Annotated in this window: 17 protein-coding genes; 7 read left to right on the forward strand and 10 right to left on the reverse strand. The window is 57.5% G+C overall.

Going from position 1 to position 15,441, the window contains the following annotated elements; genetic code table 11:
• Positions 1 to 24 precede the first annotated feature (24 nt).
• A complete protein-coding gene (locus QMP16_RS18205) occupies positions 25 to 630 on the forward strand; it encodes a flavin reductase family protein (RefSeq protein ID WP_058272253.1) in 606 nt (201 codons plus the stop codon).
• On the forward strand, positions 630 to 1,271 hold the full coding sequence (locus QMP16_RS18210; RefSeq protein WP_282153533.1) for a CatB-related O-acetyltransferase: 642 nt from the start codon (positions 630 to 632) through the stop codon (positions 1,269 to 1,271). Before QMP16_RS18205 ends, QMP16_RS18210 begins: the two co-directional genes overlap by 1 nt.
• Before the next feature lie 29 nt (positions 1,272 to 1,300).
• Here QMP16_RS18210 and QMP16_RS18215 read toward each other — a convergent pair whose 3' ends face one another.
• Positions 1,301 to 2,935 carry a SulP family inorganic anion transporter gene (locus tag QMP16_RS18215; protein WP_282153534.1) on the reverse strand — a complete coding sequence of 545 codons (1,635 nt, stop codon included), beginning with the start codon at positions 2,933 to 2,935 and terminating at the stop codon, positions 1,301 to 1,303.
• 203 nt (positions 2,936 to 3,138) lie between these two features.
• Here QMP16_RS18215 and QMP16_RS18220 point away from each other — a divergent pair, with 203 nt between their 5' ends.
• Positions 3,139 to 4,011, forward strand: coding sequence for an S-methyl-5'-thioadenosine phosphorylase (locus QMP16_RS18220; RefSeq protein WP_282153535.1), 873 nt, complete (start codon positions 3,139 to 3,141; stop codon positions 4,009 to 4,011).
• A gap of 9 nt (positions 4,012 to 4,020) precedes the next feature.
• On the opposite strand, the gene QMP16_RS18225 is transcribed toward QMP16_RS18220, so the two are convergent.
• The gene (locus QMP16_RS18225; RefSeq protein WP_282153536.1) at positions 4,021 to 4,887 is read right to left on the reverse strand and encodes an alpha/beta hydrolase; all 867 of its coding nucleotides are present in this window, start codon (positions 4,885 to 4,887) and stop codon (positions 4,021 to 4,023) included.
• A 212-nt stretch (positions 4,888 to 5,099) separates the two neighbouring features.
• On the opposite strand from QMP16_RS18225, the gene QMP16_RS18230 reads away from it, so the two are divergent.
• Together QMP16_RS18230 and QMP16_RS18235 are read left to right on the forward strand one after the other, a co-directional pair.
• Positions 5,100 to 6,116 carry a DUF418 domain-containing protein gene (locus QMP16_RS18230; RefSeq protein ID WP_282153537.1) on the forward strand — a complete coding sequence of 339 codons (1,017 nt, stop codon included), beginning with the start codon at positions 5,100 to 5,102 and terminating at the stop codon, positions 6,114 to 6,116.
• 52 nt (positions 6,117 to 6,168) lie between these two features.
• Positions 6,169 to 6,798: a LysE family translocator gene (locus QMP16_RS18235; protein ID WP_282153538.1), complete on the forward strand. Its 630-nt coding sequence runs from the start codon at positions 6,169 to 6,171 to the stop codon at positions 6,796 to 6,798.
• 4 nt (positions 6,799 to 6,802) lie between these two features.
• On the opposite strand, the gene QMP16_RS18240 is transcribed toward QMP16_RS18235, so the two are convergent.
• Positions 6,803 to 6,976, reverse strand: coding sequence for a hypothetical protein (locus tag QMP16_RS18240; protein WP_282153539.1), 174 nt, complete (start codon positions 6,974 to 6,976; stop codon positions 6,803 to 6,805).
• A 308-nt stretch (positions 6,977 to 7,284) separates the two neighbouring features.
• On the opposite strand from QMP16_RS18240, the gene QMP16_RS18245 reads away from it, so the two are divergent.
• Both QMP16_RS18245 and QMP16_RS18250 read left to right on the forward strand, forming a co-directional pair.
• Positions 7,285 to 7,824, forward strand: a complete 540-nt coding sequence (locus QMP16_RS18245; RefSeq protein ID WP_109313474.1) for an adenine phosphoribosyltransferase — start codon at positions 7,285 to 7,287, stop codon at positions 7,822 to 7,824.
• Positions 7,825 to 7,994: 170 nt separating this feature from the next.
• The gene (locus tag QMP16_RS18250; RefSeq protein WP_282153540.1) at positions 7,995 to 8,477 is read left to right on the forward strand and encodes a fasciclin domain-containing protein; all 483 of its coding nucleotides are present in this window, start codon (positions 7,995 to 7,997) and stop codon (positions 8,475 to 8,477) included.
• Between the two features lie 34 nt (positions 8,478 to 8,511).
• Here QMP16_RS18250 and QMP16_RS18255 read toward each other — a convergent pair whose 3' ends face one another.
• From QMP16_RS18255 to QMP16_RS18285, 7 genes are all read right to left on the reverse strand, one after another.
• A complete protein-coding gene (locus tag QMP16_RS18255) occupies positions 8,512 to 9,927 on the reverse strand; it encodes an FAD-binding oxidoreductase (protein WP_282153541.1) in 1,416 nt (471 codons plus the stop codon).
• 38 nt (positions 9,928 to 9,965) lie between these two features.
• Positions 9,966 to 10,784, reverse strand: coding sequence for an MBL fold metallo-hydrolase (locus QMP16_RS18260; RefSeq protein ID WP_282153542.1), 819 nt, complete (start codon positions 10,782 to 10,784; stop codon positions 9,966 to 9,968).
• An 86-nt stretch (positions 10,785 to 10,870) separates the two neighbouring features.
• Positions 10,871 to 11,497 (reverse strand): imm11 family protein, encoded by a 627-nt coding sequence (locus tag QMP16_RS18265; protein WP_282153543.1) that lies wholly within the window; start codon positions 11,495 to 11,497, stop codon positions 10,871 to 10,873.
• A 4-nt stretch (positions 11,498 to 11,501) separates the two neighbouring features.
• Positions 11,502 to 12,086, reverse strand: a complete 585-nt coding sequence (locus QMP16_RS18270; protein ID WP_058272263.1) for a GNAT family N-acetyltransferase — start codon at positions 12,084 to 12,086, stop codon at positions 11,502 to 11,504.
• On the reverse strand, positions 12,086 to 13,348 hold the full coding sequence (locus QMP16_RS18275; RefSeq protein ID WP_282153544.1) for a M16 family metallopeptidase: 1,263 nt from the start codon (positions 13,346 to 13,348) through the stop codon (positions 12,086 to 12,088). Before QMP16_RS18275 ends, QMP16_RS18270 begins: the two co-directional genes overlap by 1 nt.
• Positions 13,345 to 14,733 (reverse strand): threonine synthase, encoded by a 1,389-nt coding sequence (thrC, locus tag QMP16_RS18280; protein WP_282153545.1) that lies wholly within the window; start codon positions 14,731 to 14,733, stop codon positions 13,345 to 13,347. The genes QMP16_RS18275 and thrC overlap by 4 nt, the downstream gene beginning before the upstream one ends.
• A complete protein-coding gene (locus QMP16_RS18285) occupies positions 14,730 to 15,407 on the reverse strand; it encodes an SURF1 family protein (protein WP_282153546.1) in 678 nt (225 codons plus the stop codon). Before QMP16_RS18285 ends, thrC begins: the two co-directional genes overlap by 4 nt.
• Between the last annotated feature and the right edge of the window lie 34 nt (positions 15,408 to 15,441).

A 15,441-nucleotide genomic window follows, 5' to 3' on the forward strand; every position in this document is an offset into this window, starting at 1 on the left:
CTTGGGCAAACGCTTGGAGATCTTATGTTCTATCGCCCCGAAGACGGCCACGGCCTGCCACACAATCCGTTCAACGCCATTATCACGCCACGACCGATCGGCTGGATTTCCACGCGTGACACAGATGGGATCAACAATCTGGCTCCGTATTCGTTTTTCAACGGCGTTGCTTACACCCCGCCGCAGGTGATGTTTGCTTCAACCGGAACCAAACACGATCAAGACGGCACGAAAGACAGTCTTGCCAATATCAAGGCAACGGGGGTGTTTTGTGTAAACGTCGTGGCGCACGCACATCGCGACGCAATGAATGCCAGCTCAGCAGGCTTGCCGAAACATGTCGACGAATTTGGCCATGCAGGCCTGACACCCTTGGAATGCGAAACCATCCCATGCGCCCGGATCGATGGGGCTCCGGCAGCGCTGGAATGCAAGCTAACCCAGATCGTGTCCCTTCCGGGCGAGGCCAATCGGGTGGTGTTCGGAGAAGTAACCGGCGTACATCTGCGCGACGATTGCCTGAAAGACGGCATGTTCGACGTCACAACATTCCAACCGCTGGCAAGGCTTGGGTACCGGGACTATTCAGTGGTCACCGAGCTGTTCAGCCTTTCACGACCGGATGACTAATGCCGCTTCCTGACCCCTTACGCAGATACCCGATCACGCTCCCTGATGGCTCTGATCACAAGGGCACAGTTTTCCTGTCTGAAGCGATTGACCATCCCAGGTTTCAGGCCGGAGAATACAGCTACGCATCGGATTTTGAGCCGTCAGACGATTGGGCGCAACGACTTGCCCCCTACCTGTTTCCGTTTTCGCAAGAAAAGCTGGTGCTGGGGAAGTTCTGTCAGATCGCCCATGGCGTACGTTTCATCACATCATCGGCCAATCATTCAATGGATGGATTGACGTGCTTTCCGTTTCCAGTGTTTGACCCGGACGGAATGACCGGGTTTCAGCCGGACACGCGCGACACTCTCATCGGCCACGATGTCTGGATTGGCTATGGCGCAATGATCCTACCCGGTGCGCAGATCGGTTCGGGGGCAATTATTGGTGCCGGGTCTGTTGTTCGCGGAAACGTACCGCCCTATGCGATCATTACCGGAAACCCTGCCGAAGTGCGGCGGTTCCGGTTCGAAAAGGACACCATCGACCGGCTTTTGGCATTGAACTGGTGGGATTGGCCCGCCGAGAAGATCGCCGAAGCCGAAGAGGCGCTTCTGTCCGGTAATATTGAAAAATTGGAACGGATTGCTCCAAAGTAAAAGGCGGCCGAAGTGGCCGCCTTTTTCAATCAATGCCCGCCCAGAACACCAGTGCGGACCGAGTAATCTACTGCAATTTCGTAATCCGGGTCATCGTCGCTATCGACCATAAGGTGGCCCGCTTTGTTTAGAAGTTTGTGGCAGTCCCGGCTGAGGTGGCGCAGCATAACGCGTTTGCCTGCGGTCTCGTATTTGCCAGCGATGTTCTCTATGGCCTGCAGCGCGGATTGGTCCACGACGCGGCTTTCGGCAAAGTCTACGATTACGGTGTCAGGGTCATTCTGAACATCGAACAGTTCGGTAAAACCATCGGATGAGCCAAAAAACAGCGGTCCCTGAATCTCATAGACCTTTGCACCTTCTTCCGTGGCAGACTCACGCGTGACGGCATGGATACGCTTGGCATTGTTCCAGGCATAGGCCAGCGCTGACACAATCACACCAACAACCACGGCAACCGCAAGGTCTTCCATCACGGTCACAACAGTCACCAAAACGATGACAAACGCATCCGTCAGGGGCACCTTGCGCATGATCTTGAACGAGTTCCAGGCAAAGGTTCCGATTACCACCATGAACATCACACCCACCAGCGCCGCCAGTGGAATCTGCTCAATCAGGGGTGAGGCGAACAGGATAAAGATCAACAAGAACAGCGCCGCAGCGATCCCAGCAATGCGTGTACGACCGCCCGATTTTACGTTGATCATCGACTGACCGATCATCGCACAACCGCCCATGCCTCCGAAAAATCCGGTCGCTACATTGGACACACCTTGCGCGATACACTCTTGCGACGCGCCGCCGCGCTTTCCGGTAATCTCACCAACAAGGTTCAGGGTCAGCAGAGATTCAATCAAGCCGATTGCGGCCAGAATGACGGCGTAAGGCAGGATGATCTCAAAGGTCTCCCAGTTCAGCGGCACCATCGGGATGTGGAATGCGGGCAGACCGCCCTCGATTGAGGCCAGATCGCCGACGCGCGGCACATCAAGACCAAAGCCAATCACCAGCGCGGCAACGACAAAGATACCGGCCAATGGCGCGGGCACGATGCGTGTAATCCGCGGCGTGACCCAGATCACGGCCATCGTCAGGGCGACCAGACCCAGCATCGTATACATCTGCAGACCCGAAAGCCATTCGCCACCACTTAGGCCGTGACCGGTGTTTTCCATGGTGCCCGGAACCTTGAACTGCCCCATCTGGGCCAGAAAAATCACGATGGCCAGACCATTCACAAACCCCAGCATCACCGGATGCGGCACCAGTCGGATGAACCGGCCCCAATGCATCGCGCCTGCAATGACCTGCAAAATACCCATCAGAACCACCGTGGCGAACAGGTACTCCACCCCGTGTTCAGCCACCAACGCCACCATCACAACAGCCAGAGCGCCGGTTGCGCCGGAGATCATTCCAGGTCGACCGCCGATCAGCGCCGTGATCAAGCCCACCATGAACGCGGCATACAACCCGACCAACGGGTGCACACCTGCGACAAAGGCAAACGCCACCGCTTCGGGGACCAGCGCCAGCGCAACCGTCAGGCCCGACAACAGCTCAATCCGCAGGCGCGAGACGGTCAGCCCCTCATCCGGCATCCAGCGGAGATCGGGTTTGGCTATACGATTGGCAAAGCTTGCCAGCATGGCTCGGGGCATGAGACGTCCTGTGGGGTTGTTTGTTCGCGCGAAAGATGCCTTTTACCTGTCATATCTGACATTAGATACTGCACCCAGCGGGACCCTGATATGCGCAAACCGCATAGCTGGCAAGCAAGTTACACAAACCCTTGAACCCACTTGCCAAACCCGCAACGGCCACGCAGAACTTCCCAGACAGTTTTTTCTTGTGGAGAGCAGCCATGACCCAGACCAAAATCGCCATCATCGGCGGATCAGGCATTTACGACATCGACGGTTTGGAAAATGCGGAATGGGTCACGGTCGAAACCCCATGGGGCGATCCTTCGGATCAGATCCTGACGGGATCGCTGAATGGCGTTGAGATGGCCTTTCTGCCTCGTCACGGGCGCGGCCACGTGCATTCCCCTACTGAAGTGCCTTACCGCGCCAATATCGACGCGCTGAAGCGACTGGGCGTGACGGATGTGATCTCAGTTTCGGCCTGCGGGTCGTTCCGCGAGCATATGGCACCGGGCGATTTCGTGATCGTCGATCAGTTCATCGACCGGACGTTTGCGCGCGAGAAGAGCTTTTTTGGCACCGGCTGCGTGGCCCATGTCAGCGTTGCACACCCCACCTGCCCGCGCCTGTCGGACGCGTGTGAGACTGCCGGTCGAGCGGCAGGGATAACCATCCATCGCGGCGGCACCTATCTGGCGATGGAGGGGCCGCAATTCTCTACGCTGGCGGAATCCAAGATGTACCGCGAACACTGGGGCTGCGACGTAATCGGTATGACAAACATGCCCGAGGCCAAACTCGCCCGCGAGGCCGAGCTTTGCTATGCATCGATCGCCATGGTCACCGATTACGACAGCTGGCACCCGGATCACGGCGAGGTGGACGTGACCGCCATCATCGCCACGCTGACCGGCAATGCCGAGAAAGGCCGTGCGCTTGTCAAAGGTCTGCCCGATCTGCTGGGCGCTGACCGCGCGCCCTGCCCTCATGGCTGCGACCGGGCTTTGGAATATGCCATCCTGACCGCACCGGAGAAACGTGATCCCACCGTGTTGGCAAAACTGGATGCTGTTGCTGGTCGGATTCTCTGACTGGCAACCTTAGTTGGCTGGCAAAGACTGTTGAACCTGATCCCACAACCCATGCGACCAGAGGTCGTTGTGTGTGCCGTCCGGGATAACAAAGATCTGCGCGGTATCCCCAGACATCGCGGCCAGTTCTTCACCATGATGCAGCGGGACCGTTTCATCCTGGGTCCCGTGGAAGATCAAAGTCGGAACGGTCACGTTCCCGATCAAATCACGGGTCGCGAACTTATCCCGCATCAGGGCATGCACGGGTAGCCAGGGATACCTTTCCGCCGCGACGTCCACCGTGGCCGTAAAGGGTGCCTCAAGCACCAGCAGCTGTGCATTTGGGCGCTGTTCGGCCACCGCGGTTGCAACGGCTGTTCCAAGACTTTGGCCGTGCAACACAACGTCCGCGCCTTGGCGATCCAGCTGGTCATACATCTGGATGCCGTCGGAAATCAGCGCCATCTCGGACGGTTCGCCCTCGCTGCCCGGATATCCGCGATAGCTCGGGGCCAGCAGGCCGAAACCACTGTTGAGGATCTCTCTCATCCGATCGGCCCGGTCGCCCAGGTTGCCCGATTGGCCATGAAAGAACAATACTGTCGGCGCATCATCGGTCGCGGGCGGGGCGGACCACGCGGTCAGCGTAACGCCATCGGACATTGTGAAGGAAACGGACTCCGCATCAGCCAACCCTACCGTGTTGGGCGCCGGTAATTCTCCGTCCGGTTTGAACAACAGCGATTGCTGGTTCACATACATGTACCCCACGATGCCCGCATAGATCACCGCGAGGACCGGAACCAAAAGGATCAGCGCGCCCTTTACGTGGGCAAGCCGCGAGTGGCTGGTTTCAGGTGCCGCGTTCACGCGTGTTTGATCTGTTTGAACCATCGGCCTCTCCGAAGTGTTGCGTCCGCTCCAAGGTCGATGGCCCAAGGAACCGTTTCAAGCCGCGCGGGTTACACTTAATCCAATCTTAAAACTTGTTGCCGCGTTGCACAGCCCCGGCTCTTTTTTGCCCTTCATCTTGAAAAATCGCCTGTACTGCACCGATCTGTGGTTCGCACGGCACCGTCAAAACGCCGGCGAAACAGAGGGATAGCATGAAGCGACTTGAGGCATTGGACGCAGCCCGATTTCTGGCGTTTTGCGGAATGGTTCTGGTGAATTTCCGCATTGCCGCTCAGGTCGCCCCTGGCAATGACTGGGCCTCGACACTGATCGATTTGCTTGAAGGCCGCGCGGCCGCTTTGTTCGTCATCCTGGCCGGCATCGGAATTGGGTTATCCTCTGTTTCAACGTCGGTGCTGCTACGGCGCGCGGTGTTTCTGTTCGCGCTCGGCCTGATCAACATGACCGTATTTGACGCCGATATCCTGCATTTCTACGCCGTGTACTTCGTTGTTGGCGCTGCTTTCCTGACGGCACCAACCCGTGCATTGTGGTTGGGTTCAGTTGGGGTGGTGGCGCTGGCTGTCCTCGCCGTCATGATTTTCAACTACGACCTTGGCTGGGACTGGGAAACGCTGACATACACCGACCTTTGGACCCTGCCCGGTTTTTTGCGCAACCTGTTTTTCAACGGCTGGCACCCGGTCCTTCCATGGGCGGCGTTCCTGTTGATCGGAATGGCCATTGGACGATCCGAGCTGCACACGATCTGCATTCAACACAGGCTGATCATGTGGGGGTTCGGAGCTGCCGTATTTTCCTTATTTCCGCAGAAGTTGGCCTCGGATCCTGATTTGGTGATCTATCTGGGAACCGCGTCTATCCCACCGGGACCGTTCTACATTATTGCCGGTACTGGGTCGGCTTGCGTGATGATCGGACTGCTGCTGAAGCTGTGGCCCAAGATCGAAAAATTGCGCATCGGTCCAGCCCTGACCGCGCCCGGTCGGCAAAGCCTGACGCTCTATGTGGCGCACATCCTGATCGGCATGGGCATACTGGATGAGGCCGGGTTGCTGAACGGGTCACTTAACGCCCCGCAGATCGCGGGTTACGCTGTTGCGTTCTGTGCCGCGTCCTCGATCTTTGCCCTATTGTGGTCCCGCAAATTCAAACGCGGTCCGCTCGAGGCGCTGATGCGTCTGACAACGCAACCACGCAGGGCTTGACCTTGCGCGCCGGTCCGGGCTTGCTGCGAAAAACGCATTCACAGGATTTCCGATGTCCCTTGACCTTTGGCTCGCCTTTGTCGCTGCATCTACGGCCCTACTATTGATCCCAGGACCGACGGTCCTGCTGGTGCTCAGCTATGCACTGTCCAAAGGTCGCAGCGTGGCTGTCGCTTCGGCGACAGGTGTAGCTGTCGGAGATCTCGTGGCTATGACGGCCTCTCTTTTGGGGCTTGGCGCGCTGGTCCTGGCCTCGGCTACCCTGTTCACGGCCCTCAAATGGGTCGGTGCCGCCTATTTGGTCTGGCTGGGGATCAAACTGTTGCGCAGCGCGCCATCCGGCGGGCTTGAGACTGTGGACACCGGGCGCAATGTCACCGCACACAGCGTTTTTGGCCATGCTGCCGCCGTCACCGCGTTGAACCCGAAATCTATCGCGTTTTTTATCGCTTTCGTTCCTCAGTTTCTGCGCCCGGCTGACCCGCTCGGACCGCAATTTGCTATCCTGATCGCAACCTTTGTGGGGCTGGCATGGCTGAATTCGCTGGTATACGCCCTTTTGGCGGACCACCTATGCAAGATGATCGGCCGTTCAGGCGTCATCACCGCTATGACCCGGTTCGGAGGGCTGGCATTAATCGGGATGGGTGTGGCCACGGCTGTCCTGCGCCGCCCGGCCTGAGGGCTCAGCTCTCAGCGTGTTCCTTCATGAAACCGCGAATGAACCGCCGGATTTCTCGCGCGGCCGACGTGTCCAACTCTTTGCATAGCTGAACAAACTCGTCCCGTTCATCCTTATCCAGCCGCAGGACCAACTGACTGTTTTTCTTCGTTGAAATCTTACTGTCTTTCGTTCCCACGCGTCCCATTCCCATCAAATTCCCAGGCCTGTAAGATAGGCTTTGTATATACTTCGCATATATTTTGTAATTCACGAGCACCTAACAACAAAAGAAGGTTATGGCAACGAACCTTCATGTCGCTCAGGCGATTTTTTCAAAAGATCAGGGCAAGGGGCACAAACCATATCTGACGCGGCCGGTCGATACACTGTATCGCGACTACCGCCAGTCGAACCGCCGCACGTCTGGGGTGGCAATCTTTCCTTGCATGACTCACACCAATGGGCCAAACAGCCCAGCGTGTTTTGACGCCAGAGGGGATGACCATGTCCAGAAACAAGTCGGTCAAAGATTACATTCGGACCATCGTTGATTTCCCACATGAGGGGATCATGTTCCGGGACGTAACGACCCTGTTCGCTGATCCGCGCGGTTTCCGCATGGCGATTGATCAGATGCTGCACCCCTATGCCGGTGAGCGCATCGACAAAGTCGTTGGCCTCGAGGCGCGTGGATTCATCCTTGGCGGCGCAATCGCGCACCAGCTAAGCGTCGGTTTCGTGCCCATCCGCAAAAAGGGCAAGCTGCCGGGAACCACGATCAGCCAGGACTATAAGCTTGAATACGGCGAGGCGATTGTCGAAATCCACGATGACGCCATCCAGCCGGGTGAAAAAATCCTAGTCGTCGATGATCTGCTGGCGACAGGTGGCACCGCTGCCGCGGGCATCAAACTGATCGAACGTTTGGGGGGCGAGATTGTCTCATGCTCGTTCATTATCGACCTGCCAGAGTTAGGCGGACGCAAGGCATTGGAGGATATGGGTATGGATGTCCAAGTCTTGTGCGAATTCGAAGGCCTTTGACAGGCTGCACAATCACAAAATCGTGAGTTGAAACTTGAAACCGCGTTGGCTTAGCGCGGTTTTTGATTGGATCAACCCGAACTTATCGACATATTCAGTGATCTCCCTTTGATGCCGCCCCGTATCCCGGTTGATGCCACCAAGGGCATTCCAACAAGGGATATCATACCATGTTTCGCAAACTCGCAATTGCCGGTGTCGCAAGCTTTTTCGTAGGAACAGCCGCTTATGCTGACGGTCACTCCAAGGATATTGTCGACACCGCAGTCGGCGCAGGCAGCTTTGAAACTCTCGTCGCCGCCGTTCAGGCCGCAGAGCTTGTCGATACGCTGAAAGGTGAAGGGCCTTTCACCGTCTTTGCCCCCACTGATGACGCCTTTGCCGCCCTGCCGGAAGGCACAGTCGAGACCCTTCTGAAGCCCGAGAACAAGGATCAACTGGTCGCCATCCTGACCTACCACGTGGTGCCCGGCAAAGTGATGTCAGGCGATCTGTCCGATGACATGACAGCCGCAACCGTACAGGGCGGAGAAGTCAAGATTGACCTTGATAACGGCGTGATGGTCAACGACGCCAACGTTGTGCAGGCAGATATCGAGACGTCGAACGGTGTCATCCACGTGATTGATAAAGTTATTCTGCCTGAATCGTAATTTCAGCGCGCGGCCCATGCGAAGTGGGTCGCGCCTACGTCTTGAGCACGGCCCCTGGATTCATGATCCCCTTTGGATCAAGGGCAGCTTTGATCGCACGCATCGCAGATAGCTTTACCGGATCGCCATAGCTCTCCAAATCATCCGTTTTCAAACGTCCTATGCCGTGCTCGGCGCTGATCGACCCACCGAACTCATGCACCAAATCATGCACCGCGCGCTTAACACTACGCCGCTGGGCATCATATTCCGAGCGGTTGTGCCCCGGCGGCGGAAACACGTTGTAGTGCAGATTACCGTCACCCAAATGCCCAAAGCAATTGATACGGAATGTCCCCAACGCCTTCACCACCTCGGACCCACGCAGGATGAACGCTGGGATATCCGAAATCGGGACCGAGATATCATGGCTTGAGACCGAACCGATCAACCGATTGGCCTCAGGTATCTGCTCACGTACGGCCCAAAGCTCCAATCTTTGCGCTTCGCTTTGGGCTATGACCGCGTCACCTACAAGCCCGCGCGCCTCCGCTGTTTCGAACAGCGCCTCCAGCGCATTTGACGGTGACGCACCGCCAGAAAGGCCCAATTCAATAAGCACCATCCATTCGGGCTGGACGTCAAAGGGCTGGCGGATATCGGGCAAAACCTCGGAAAGGAATTGCAGGCCTTGCTTGTGGATCAGCTCAAAGGTGCTGACCCCCTCGCCCACCTGATCGCGTGCCAGCGCCAGCAATTCAATGGCAGCATCCGGAGAGGTTACCTGGAATATCGCGGTGCCGGTCTCGGCCGGACGCGGGTACAGCTTCAACGACGCGGCAGTGATGATCCCCAGCGTGCCTTCCGCCCCGATCAGAAGGTTGCGCAGATCGTACCCAGTGTTGTCCTTGCGCAATCGGCTGAGGCCGTGCCAAATTTCACCATTCGGAAGAACTGCTTCCAACCCAAGACACAGGTCACGCGCATTGCCATAGCGCAATACATTGACCCCACCCGCATTCGTCGCGAGATTTCCACCGATCCGGCAAGACCCTTGCGCTGCCAATGCCAACGGGAACAATCGATCAGCTTCTTCCGCAGCAGCCTGAACATCGGCCAGAATGGCACCGGCCTCGGCGATAAGAATGTTCTCGGTCGGATAAACCGCCCGGATGGCTGACATCCGCTCCAGCGAAACAAGCAACGGAGCCGGGCCGTCGGTCATCACCTGCCCGCCGACCAATCCGGTGCCGCCGCCATAAGGCACGACAGGAACCGAAGCATCCGAGGCGAGCCGAACGAGCGTCGAAACCTGTTCTACCGACTTCGGCAGCGCCAGAACGCCGACACGGCCTGCTAACCTGCGGCGCGGCTCTTCCAGGTATCGTTCCTCGACAGGGTGCAGAATATCATCGCCCAGAGCAGTGCGGATTGATTGGGCAAAATTGTCATCGGCAGGGTTTAGTTTCATACCCTTTCCTTGCCCAAGCCGCCGCGTCCCCACAAGCCCTATTCCAGCTCAATGAGGTATTGAGGCTCAAGCACAACAACGGTCGGGCGATCAGGTAACGTGCGCAGAGACACGGTGATCTCGGAAACGCCTTTGCGCTCAACGGGGAAATCGTTGCGGATATCAACCAGAAACCGGTCCAGTGAGAAACTGGAAAACCAGTGCATCGGAATAATGACAGAGCTTTTCAACCGCTTCAAAACCGTGATCATTTCCGGCAGCGGCATCGTCGTTCCACCATCCACCGCAGCCATCACAACATCCAAACGCCCCAGGGCGGCAAATTGTTCATCCGACGGCACATGATGCAGGTGACCCAGATGGCCTATGCACAGCCCTTCAACTTCGAACACAAAGATCGAATTCCCGCGTTCTTCCACACCGCCATAAGAGGATCGAATATCGGTCGAGACATTGCGTATCAGCATCTCTCCCAAATCAAGATAGTGTTCGATCCCCTGTCCGAACTCGCCCCACCCCGGCAACACATTCGGGATGGCTGGGTCCGGGTGGGCGGTCCAATGAGTGCCGTGGGCATGGTTCATCGTCACCACGTCCGGGATTAGATCCGCGCTACCGATGAAACCGGTGAAGTCCGTTACCGCGTTCAACCCGCCCTGCGTCTGGATCATAAACGACGCATGAGCGATATAGCTGATCCGAACCGAAAACTCCGGCACCGGATCCTGCCAGGCTGCTTGGTGAAAATACTCAATCCCCGGTGCGGCATCCGCGATGGCAATGCAATGGCTCGGCCGCCGTTCCTGTGCCGAAGCCCCACCCGAGATCACCATCAATACCGCAACAATCCAGCGCATGTCCGGAGTGTAGCGCAGAACACGGGTAAGTCACGCCTGTAGATATCGCGTGAGTGAAATCACGGATTTGGTCTTCAGGAACCAGTTCAGAGAACGATGCACTTCCGCAGCTTGAATGGGCGCGAGACTTTCGCCGCACGCAACGCTTGTGCCAACGGATCACTCACAAAAAACGCGTGGCGCATTTGTGTGTCTATCCAGATGTCAGGACCATCCAGGGCAGACGCCCTGACGGCAATATCTTTGTCTTGCATTGCCCCTGGCGGCTGCCAGATAGCATAATTCGGGTAGGGCTTTGTGATGCGCGGAGATTGCTCTGTCAGCACGGCTGTCTTTTGCGCACCGAAGTTCAGACAGAAGTACTCGCCTTCGACCGGCGTGGTGCGATCATGCTGAAAAAGTTTGACAGCGTAGAGATTGCCTTCACCGAGATCAAACTGGCGCAGAACTGCCGCACACGCGGAAGACACCGTCCACAGACCTCCAGCCATAAAGAAATCAGGCTGCTTCTTTTCCTTTTTGTCTTTGTACTTCGCGTACATTTCTTTCGGGAAACAGTCTTCTGACTGCGGTTCTCCAAGTCTGTTTCGCTTCATGGCTCCAACAGCGCGTTCCATATCAGTCAGGACAATATCTGCCTCAAACCCTTTGATGCTTGAAACGCTCACCATAGTATCACTGATCCAAATCATTGGCTGTTTTGCCCGCGCCATTGACCTACCCCGCGTCGGTCTTCCCGCGCCGATCCGATCGTAGGCTGGCGTACAGCACATGCGTCCGCCACCGCCCGTTGATCTGCAGATACGACTGCGCCACGCCCTCGTATTTGAACCCCGAACTTTCCAGCAACCCACGTGATGGTTTGTTCTCGGGCAGGCAGGCAGCCTCAATCCTACTCAGGTCCAGTCGGGTAAAGGCGTGATGAACGATCGCACCAATGGCCTCGCGCATGTAACCCTGACGGGCAAAAGACTGGCCCGTCCAATATCCCAAGGTTCCTGCCTGCGCCGGGCCGCGACGGACATTGTCCAGCGTGATGGCCCCCAAAAGCACATCATCCGTGCGACGGAACAAAAACAGTGGGATCGCCGTCCCACCGGCCACGGAGCGCTGCGCCCAATAAACCCTGTTGGTAAAGGATTTACGGCTCAGGTGATCCTTGGCCCAGATCGGCTCCCACGGCGTTAGGTATTCCTGTGACGCGCGCCGTAGCGCCGCCCAGTCGTTAAAGTCGGAATGCGCGGGCGGGCGCAAGCTCAGGCGCTCGGTTTCAAGTTTCAGCTTGCGTCTGCCCAACAGCATCACGCCGCACGCCTCTCCTGCAATTGCGCCAGCGTGGGTGCGCCCGAGACAGGACCGTATAGCGCCAGAGCAGCAGGGGCCTGCACTGCCATCTGCTCGGCGAATGCACGCACATCTTCGGTGCTGACAGCGTCGATCTTGGCCACGGCATCCTCAAGCGACGGAACCCGGTCCCAGATCTGCACCAGACGCGCCAGACGTTCCGCCCTGTTCGACGGGCTTTCCAGCCCCATCAGCATACCGGCCTTCATCTGCGCGCGGGCGCGGGCAACCTCTTCGGCGCTCATGTCTTCGGCTGCGCGCTTCATCTCATCAATCGTTATGCTGGCCAGCTCTGCGACCTGATCCGCCGACGTTCCGGCGTAAATCGTCGTCGTGCCGGTATCGGCATAAGCTCCGGTCTGCGCAAAGATCGTGTAGCACAATCCGCGCGTTTCGCGCACTTCCTGGAACAGGCGCGAGGACATGCCGCCGCCAAGCGCCGTCGAATAAATCTGTGCGGTATAGATCGCATCGTCGCGATAGCCGGGGCTTTCCAGCGCCAGCGCGAAATGGGCTTGTTCCAGTTCTTTCTCCTGCCGCGCTTCGCCGCCAGTGAAACGGGCGGTTTCCGGGATCAGCCCCTTGCAGGGTTTAAGATGGCCAAACAACGCCTCAGCGGTTTTCATCAGCTCGTCATGATCAACGGCACCAGCAGCAGACAGGATCATCTGCTCGGGGCCATAGTGTTCAGCCACAAACCCGGACAAATCTTCGCGCGAAAACGCACTGACCCGTTCGGTCGGACCCAGAATGGTTCGACCCAGAGGCTGATCGTGATAGCTCTGTTCTTGCAACCAGTCAAAGATCACATCGTCAGGCGTGTCATAGGCCTGACCGATTTCCTGTAGGATCACACCGCGTTCAACTTCGATCTCACGCGGGTCGAAGATCGGGTTCAGAACGATGTCACCGATGACATCCATCGCCAGCGCCACATCGTCTTTGAGAACACGCGCGTAATAAGCCGTCACCTCGCGCGACGTGTAGGCGTTGATATACCCGCCCACATCCTCGATCGCCTCAGCGATTTGCAAAGCCGAACGGCGCTTGGTTCCCTTAAAAGCCATATGCTCCAAGAAATGCGCAATACCGTTCTGTTCAATCCGCTCGTGCCGCCCACCGGCGGTCACCCAGATGCCGATGGCCGCCGATTGCAACCCCGGCATATGTTCACTGACGATACGAAATCCGTTCTTCAGTTGGTCTTGTCTGACAGTCACTCAGCGATATGCCTTCTGATATGATCCTCGAGAGTGCCCAGATCGTTGGCGATGCGGGTCACCCGTTCCGGACGTTCATATAGATCAGACATGCGGGATGGAAGAGGCGGATGCGCGCCGCTTGCCTTCTCGACCGCTGCCGGGAATTTTGCGGGGTGCGCGGTGGCCAGTGTGATCATCGGAACGTCAGCCGCACGATGTTCTTCTGCAACCTTGATGCCAACGGCGGTATGCGGGCACACCAACTCGGCGCTATGCGTCAGCGTAGACTTGATTGTCGCCAACGTCTCATCCTCGGATACACGGCCCGAGTCAAAGCTTTCGCGCAGCGCTTCCATTGCGCCCTGGCTGACATTGAAGCCGCCGTTCTTCAGTTCATCCATCAGCTGCGCGACAGCGCCGCCATCCTCGCCATACGCATAGTAGAGCGCACGCTCAAAGTTCGAACTGACTTGAATATCCATCGACGGGCTGATCGAGGGGATGGTGTCGCCCTTGAAGTACCCCTCGCCCGACAGGCAACGGTGCAGAATGTCGTTCTGATTGGTTGCAACAACCAGACGGTCAATCTGCAGGCCCATGCGCTTTGCAAGGTAGCCCGCGAAGATGTCACCGAAATTGCCGGTCGGCACCGTAAAGCTGACCTTGCGATGCGGTGCGCCGAGGCTGACAGCAGCGGAGAAGTAGTAGACGATCTGCGCCAGAACACGGGCAAAGTTGATGGAATTCACGCCAGCCAGCTTCACGCCGTCGCGGAAGTCGAAATCGTTGAACATGTCCTTCAGCGCGGCCTGACAATCGTCAAAATCGCCGTCCACGGCCAACGCATGCACGTTGCTGTCCGCAGGTGTCGTCATTTGGCGACGCTGCACTTCTGAGACCCGACCATGCGGGAACAGGATGAACACGTCCACGGCGTCGAGCCCCCGGAATGCTTCAATCGCAGCCGAACCGGTGTCACCGCTGGTCGCGCCAACGATGGTCACACGGTCGCCACGGCGCTTCAGCGCCACCTGGAACAGCTGACCGATCAGCTGCATGGCGAAGTCTTTGAAGGCCAAGGTCGGCCCGTGGAACAGCTCCAACAGGAAGTGGTTTTCGTTCAACTGCTTCAATGGCGCGCGGGCGTCATGGTCAAAGCCCGCATAGGCGCGGCCGATGATCTCTTTGAACTCACCCTCGCCGAAAGATCCGCTGACATAGGGCCACATCACCCGGAACGCGATTTCCTCGAAGGGCAGTCCGGCCAGTGCTGCGATCTCGTCATGGCTCATCACCGGAATCTCGGCAGGCAGATACAGACCACCGTCACGAGCCAATCCGGTCAGCATCGCCTCTTCAAACGTCAGTTCGGGCGCCTGCCCGCGGGTCGAGATGTATTTCATGTCGCGTCACTCTCAGAAGGGGCGCGGCTGCGCCACAGAAAATATCCGGTCATCGCGGCCCAGACCAAAGCCAGGCCAAACCATGTTATTGCATATTGCAAGTGATCATTCGGGATACCCGTCGCCGAAACTGGCAAGGGTGTGATGTCGGGGTCGGTTTGCGACCGCGCGATTAGCAGTACTGGCTCAGCCCCAAGTGCAGCGGCCAGGTTCGGAACATCGCGGGCAAACCATATATTGTCGTCAATATCCGGCTCAGGCGTGTAGCCGTCAATTTCGTCCGGCCAGTGCAGATTTCCAGTGATCACCATCGGGCCGTTCAGCCTTTGATCGTGCTTCGCGGTCACAGGAACAAAGCCCCGGTCCACAAGAATTGTCCGGTCATTTGTGCTGAAAGATTGGATGATGCGATAGCCCGCCCCAACCTGTTTGACCGAGACAAGAACGTGGATCTCGCCCGGCTCCATCTCGCCTGTAATCGTAACCGGCAGATACTTGTCAGCATCCCGCGACACGGTGTCAGGCAAATCAACCGGATCGGCTGAAATCCGATTTTCGATCTCGGCTAAAGCGTCTTGTTTCCACGCCAACCGCTGCATTTGCCAGACACCCAGCGACACAAGGATCGCCAGACCGGCAATGCCAAAGATCATCAAAAAGAGAATGCGGCGCATGTCAGGACCAGGTTGTGTTGTTCGAAGGCTCTGC

This window comes from Ruegeria atlantica (genome assembly GCF_947495585.1).
Lineage (GTDB): Bacteria > Pseudomonadota > Alphaproteobacteria > Rhodobacterales > Rhodobacteraceae > Ruegeria > Ruegeria atlantica_G.

Excerpts from the sequence above, each read along its gene's own strand:
- QMP16_RS18205 (WP_058272253.1), top strand. The coding sequence starts at position 25 with ATGTTCTATCGCCCCGAAGACGGCCACGGCCTGCCACACAATCCGTTC.
- QMP16_RS18210 (WP_282153533.1), top strand. The coding sequence starts at position 630 with ATGCCGCTTCCTGACCCCTTACGCAGATACCCGATCACGCTCCCTGAT.
- QMP16_RS18215 (WP_282153534.1), bottom strand. The coding sequence starts at position 2,935 with ATGCCCCGAGCCATGCTGGCAAGCTTTGCCAATCGTATAGCCAAACCC.
- QMP16_RS18220 (WP_282153535.1), top strand. The coding sequence starts at position 3,139 with ATGACCCAGACCAAAATCGCCATCATCGGCGGATCAGGCATTTACGAC.
- QMP16_RS18225 (WP_282153536.1), bottom strand. The coding sequence starts at position 4,887 with ATGGTTCAAACAGATCAAACACGCGTGAACGCGGCACCTGAAACCAGC.
- QMP16_RS18230 (WP_282153537.1), top strand. The coding sequence starts at position 5,100 with ATGAAGCGACTTGAGGCATTGGACGCAGCCCGATTTCTGGCGTTTTGC.
- QMP16_RS18235 (WP_282153538.1), top strand. The coding sequence starts at position 6,169 with ATGTCCCTTGACCTTTGGCTCGCCTTTGTCGCTGCATCTACGGCCCTA.
- QMP16_RS18245 (WP_109313474.1), top strand. The coding sequence starts at position 7,285 with ATGTCCAGAAACAAGTCGGTCAAAGATTACATTCGGACCATCGTTGAT.
- QMP16_RS18250 (WP_282153540.1), top strand. The coding sequence starts at position 7,995 with ATGTTTCGCAAACTCGCAATTGCCGGTGTCGCAAGCTTTTTCGTAGGA.
- QMP16_RS18255 (WP_282153541.1), bottom strand. The coding sequence starts at position 9,927 with ATGAAACTAAACCCTGCCGATGACAATTTTGCCCAATCAATCCGCACT.
- QMP16_RS18260 (WP_282153542.1), bottom strand. The coding sequence starts at position 10,784 with ATGCGCTGGATTGTTGCGGTATTGATGGTGATCTCGGGTGGGGCTTCG.
- QMP16_RS18265 (WP_282153543.1), bottom strand. The coding sequence starts at position 11,497 with ATGGCGCGGGCAAAACAGCCAATGATTTGGATCAGTGATACTATGGTG.
- QMP16_RS18270 (WP_058272263.1), bottom strand. The coding sequence starts at position 12,086 with ATGCTGTTGGGCAGACGCAAGCTGAAACTTGAAACCGAGCGCCTGAGC.
- thrC (WP_282153545.1), bottom strand. The coding sequence starts at position 14,733 with ATGAAATACATCTCGACCCGCGGGCAGGCGCCCGAACTGACGTTTGAA.
- QMP16_RS18285 (WP_282153546.1), bottom strand. The coding sequence starts at position 15,407 with ATGCGCCGCATTCTCTTTTTGATGATCTTTGGCATTGCCGGTCTGGCG.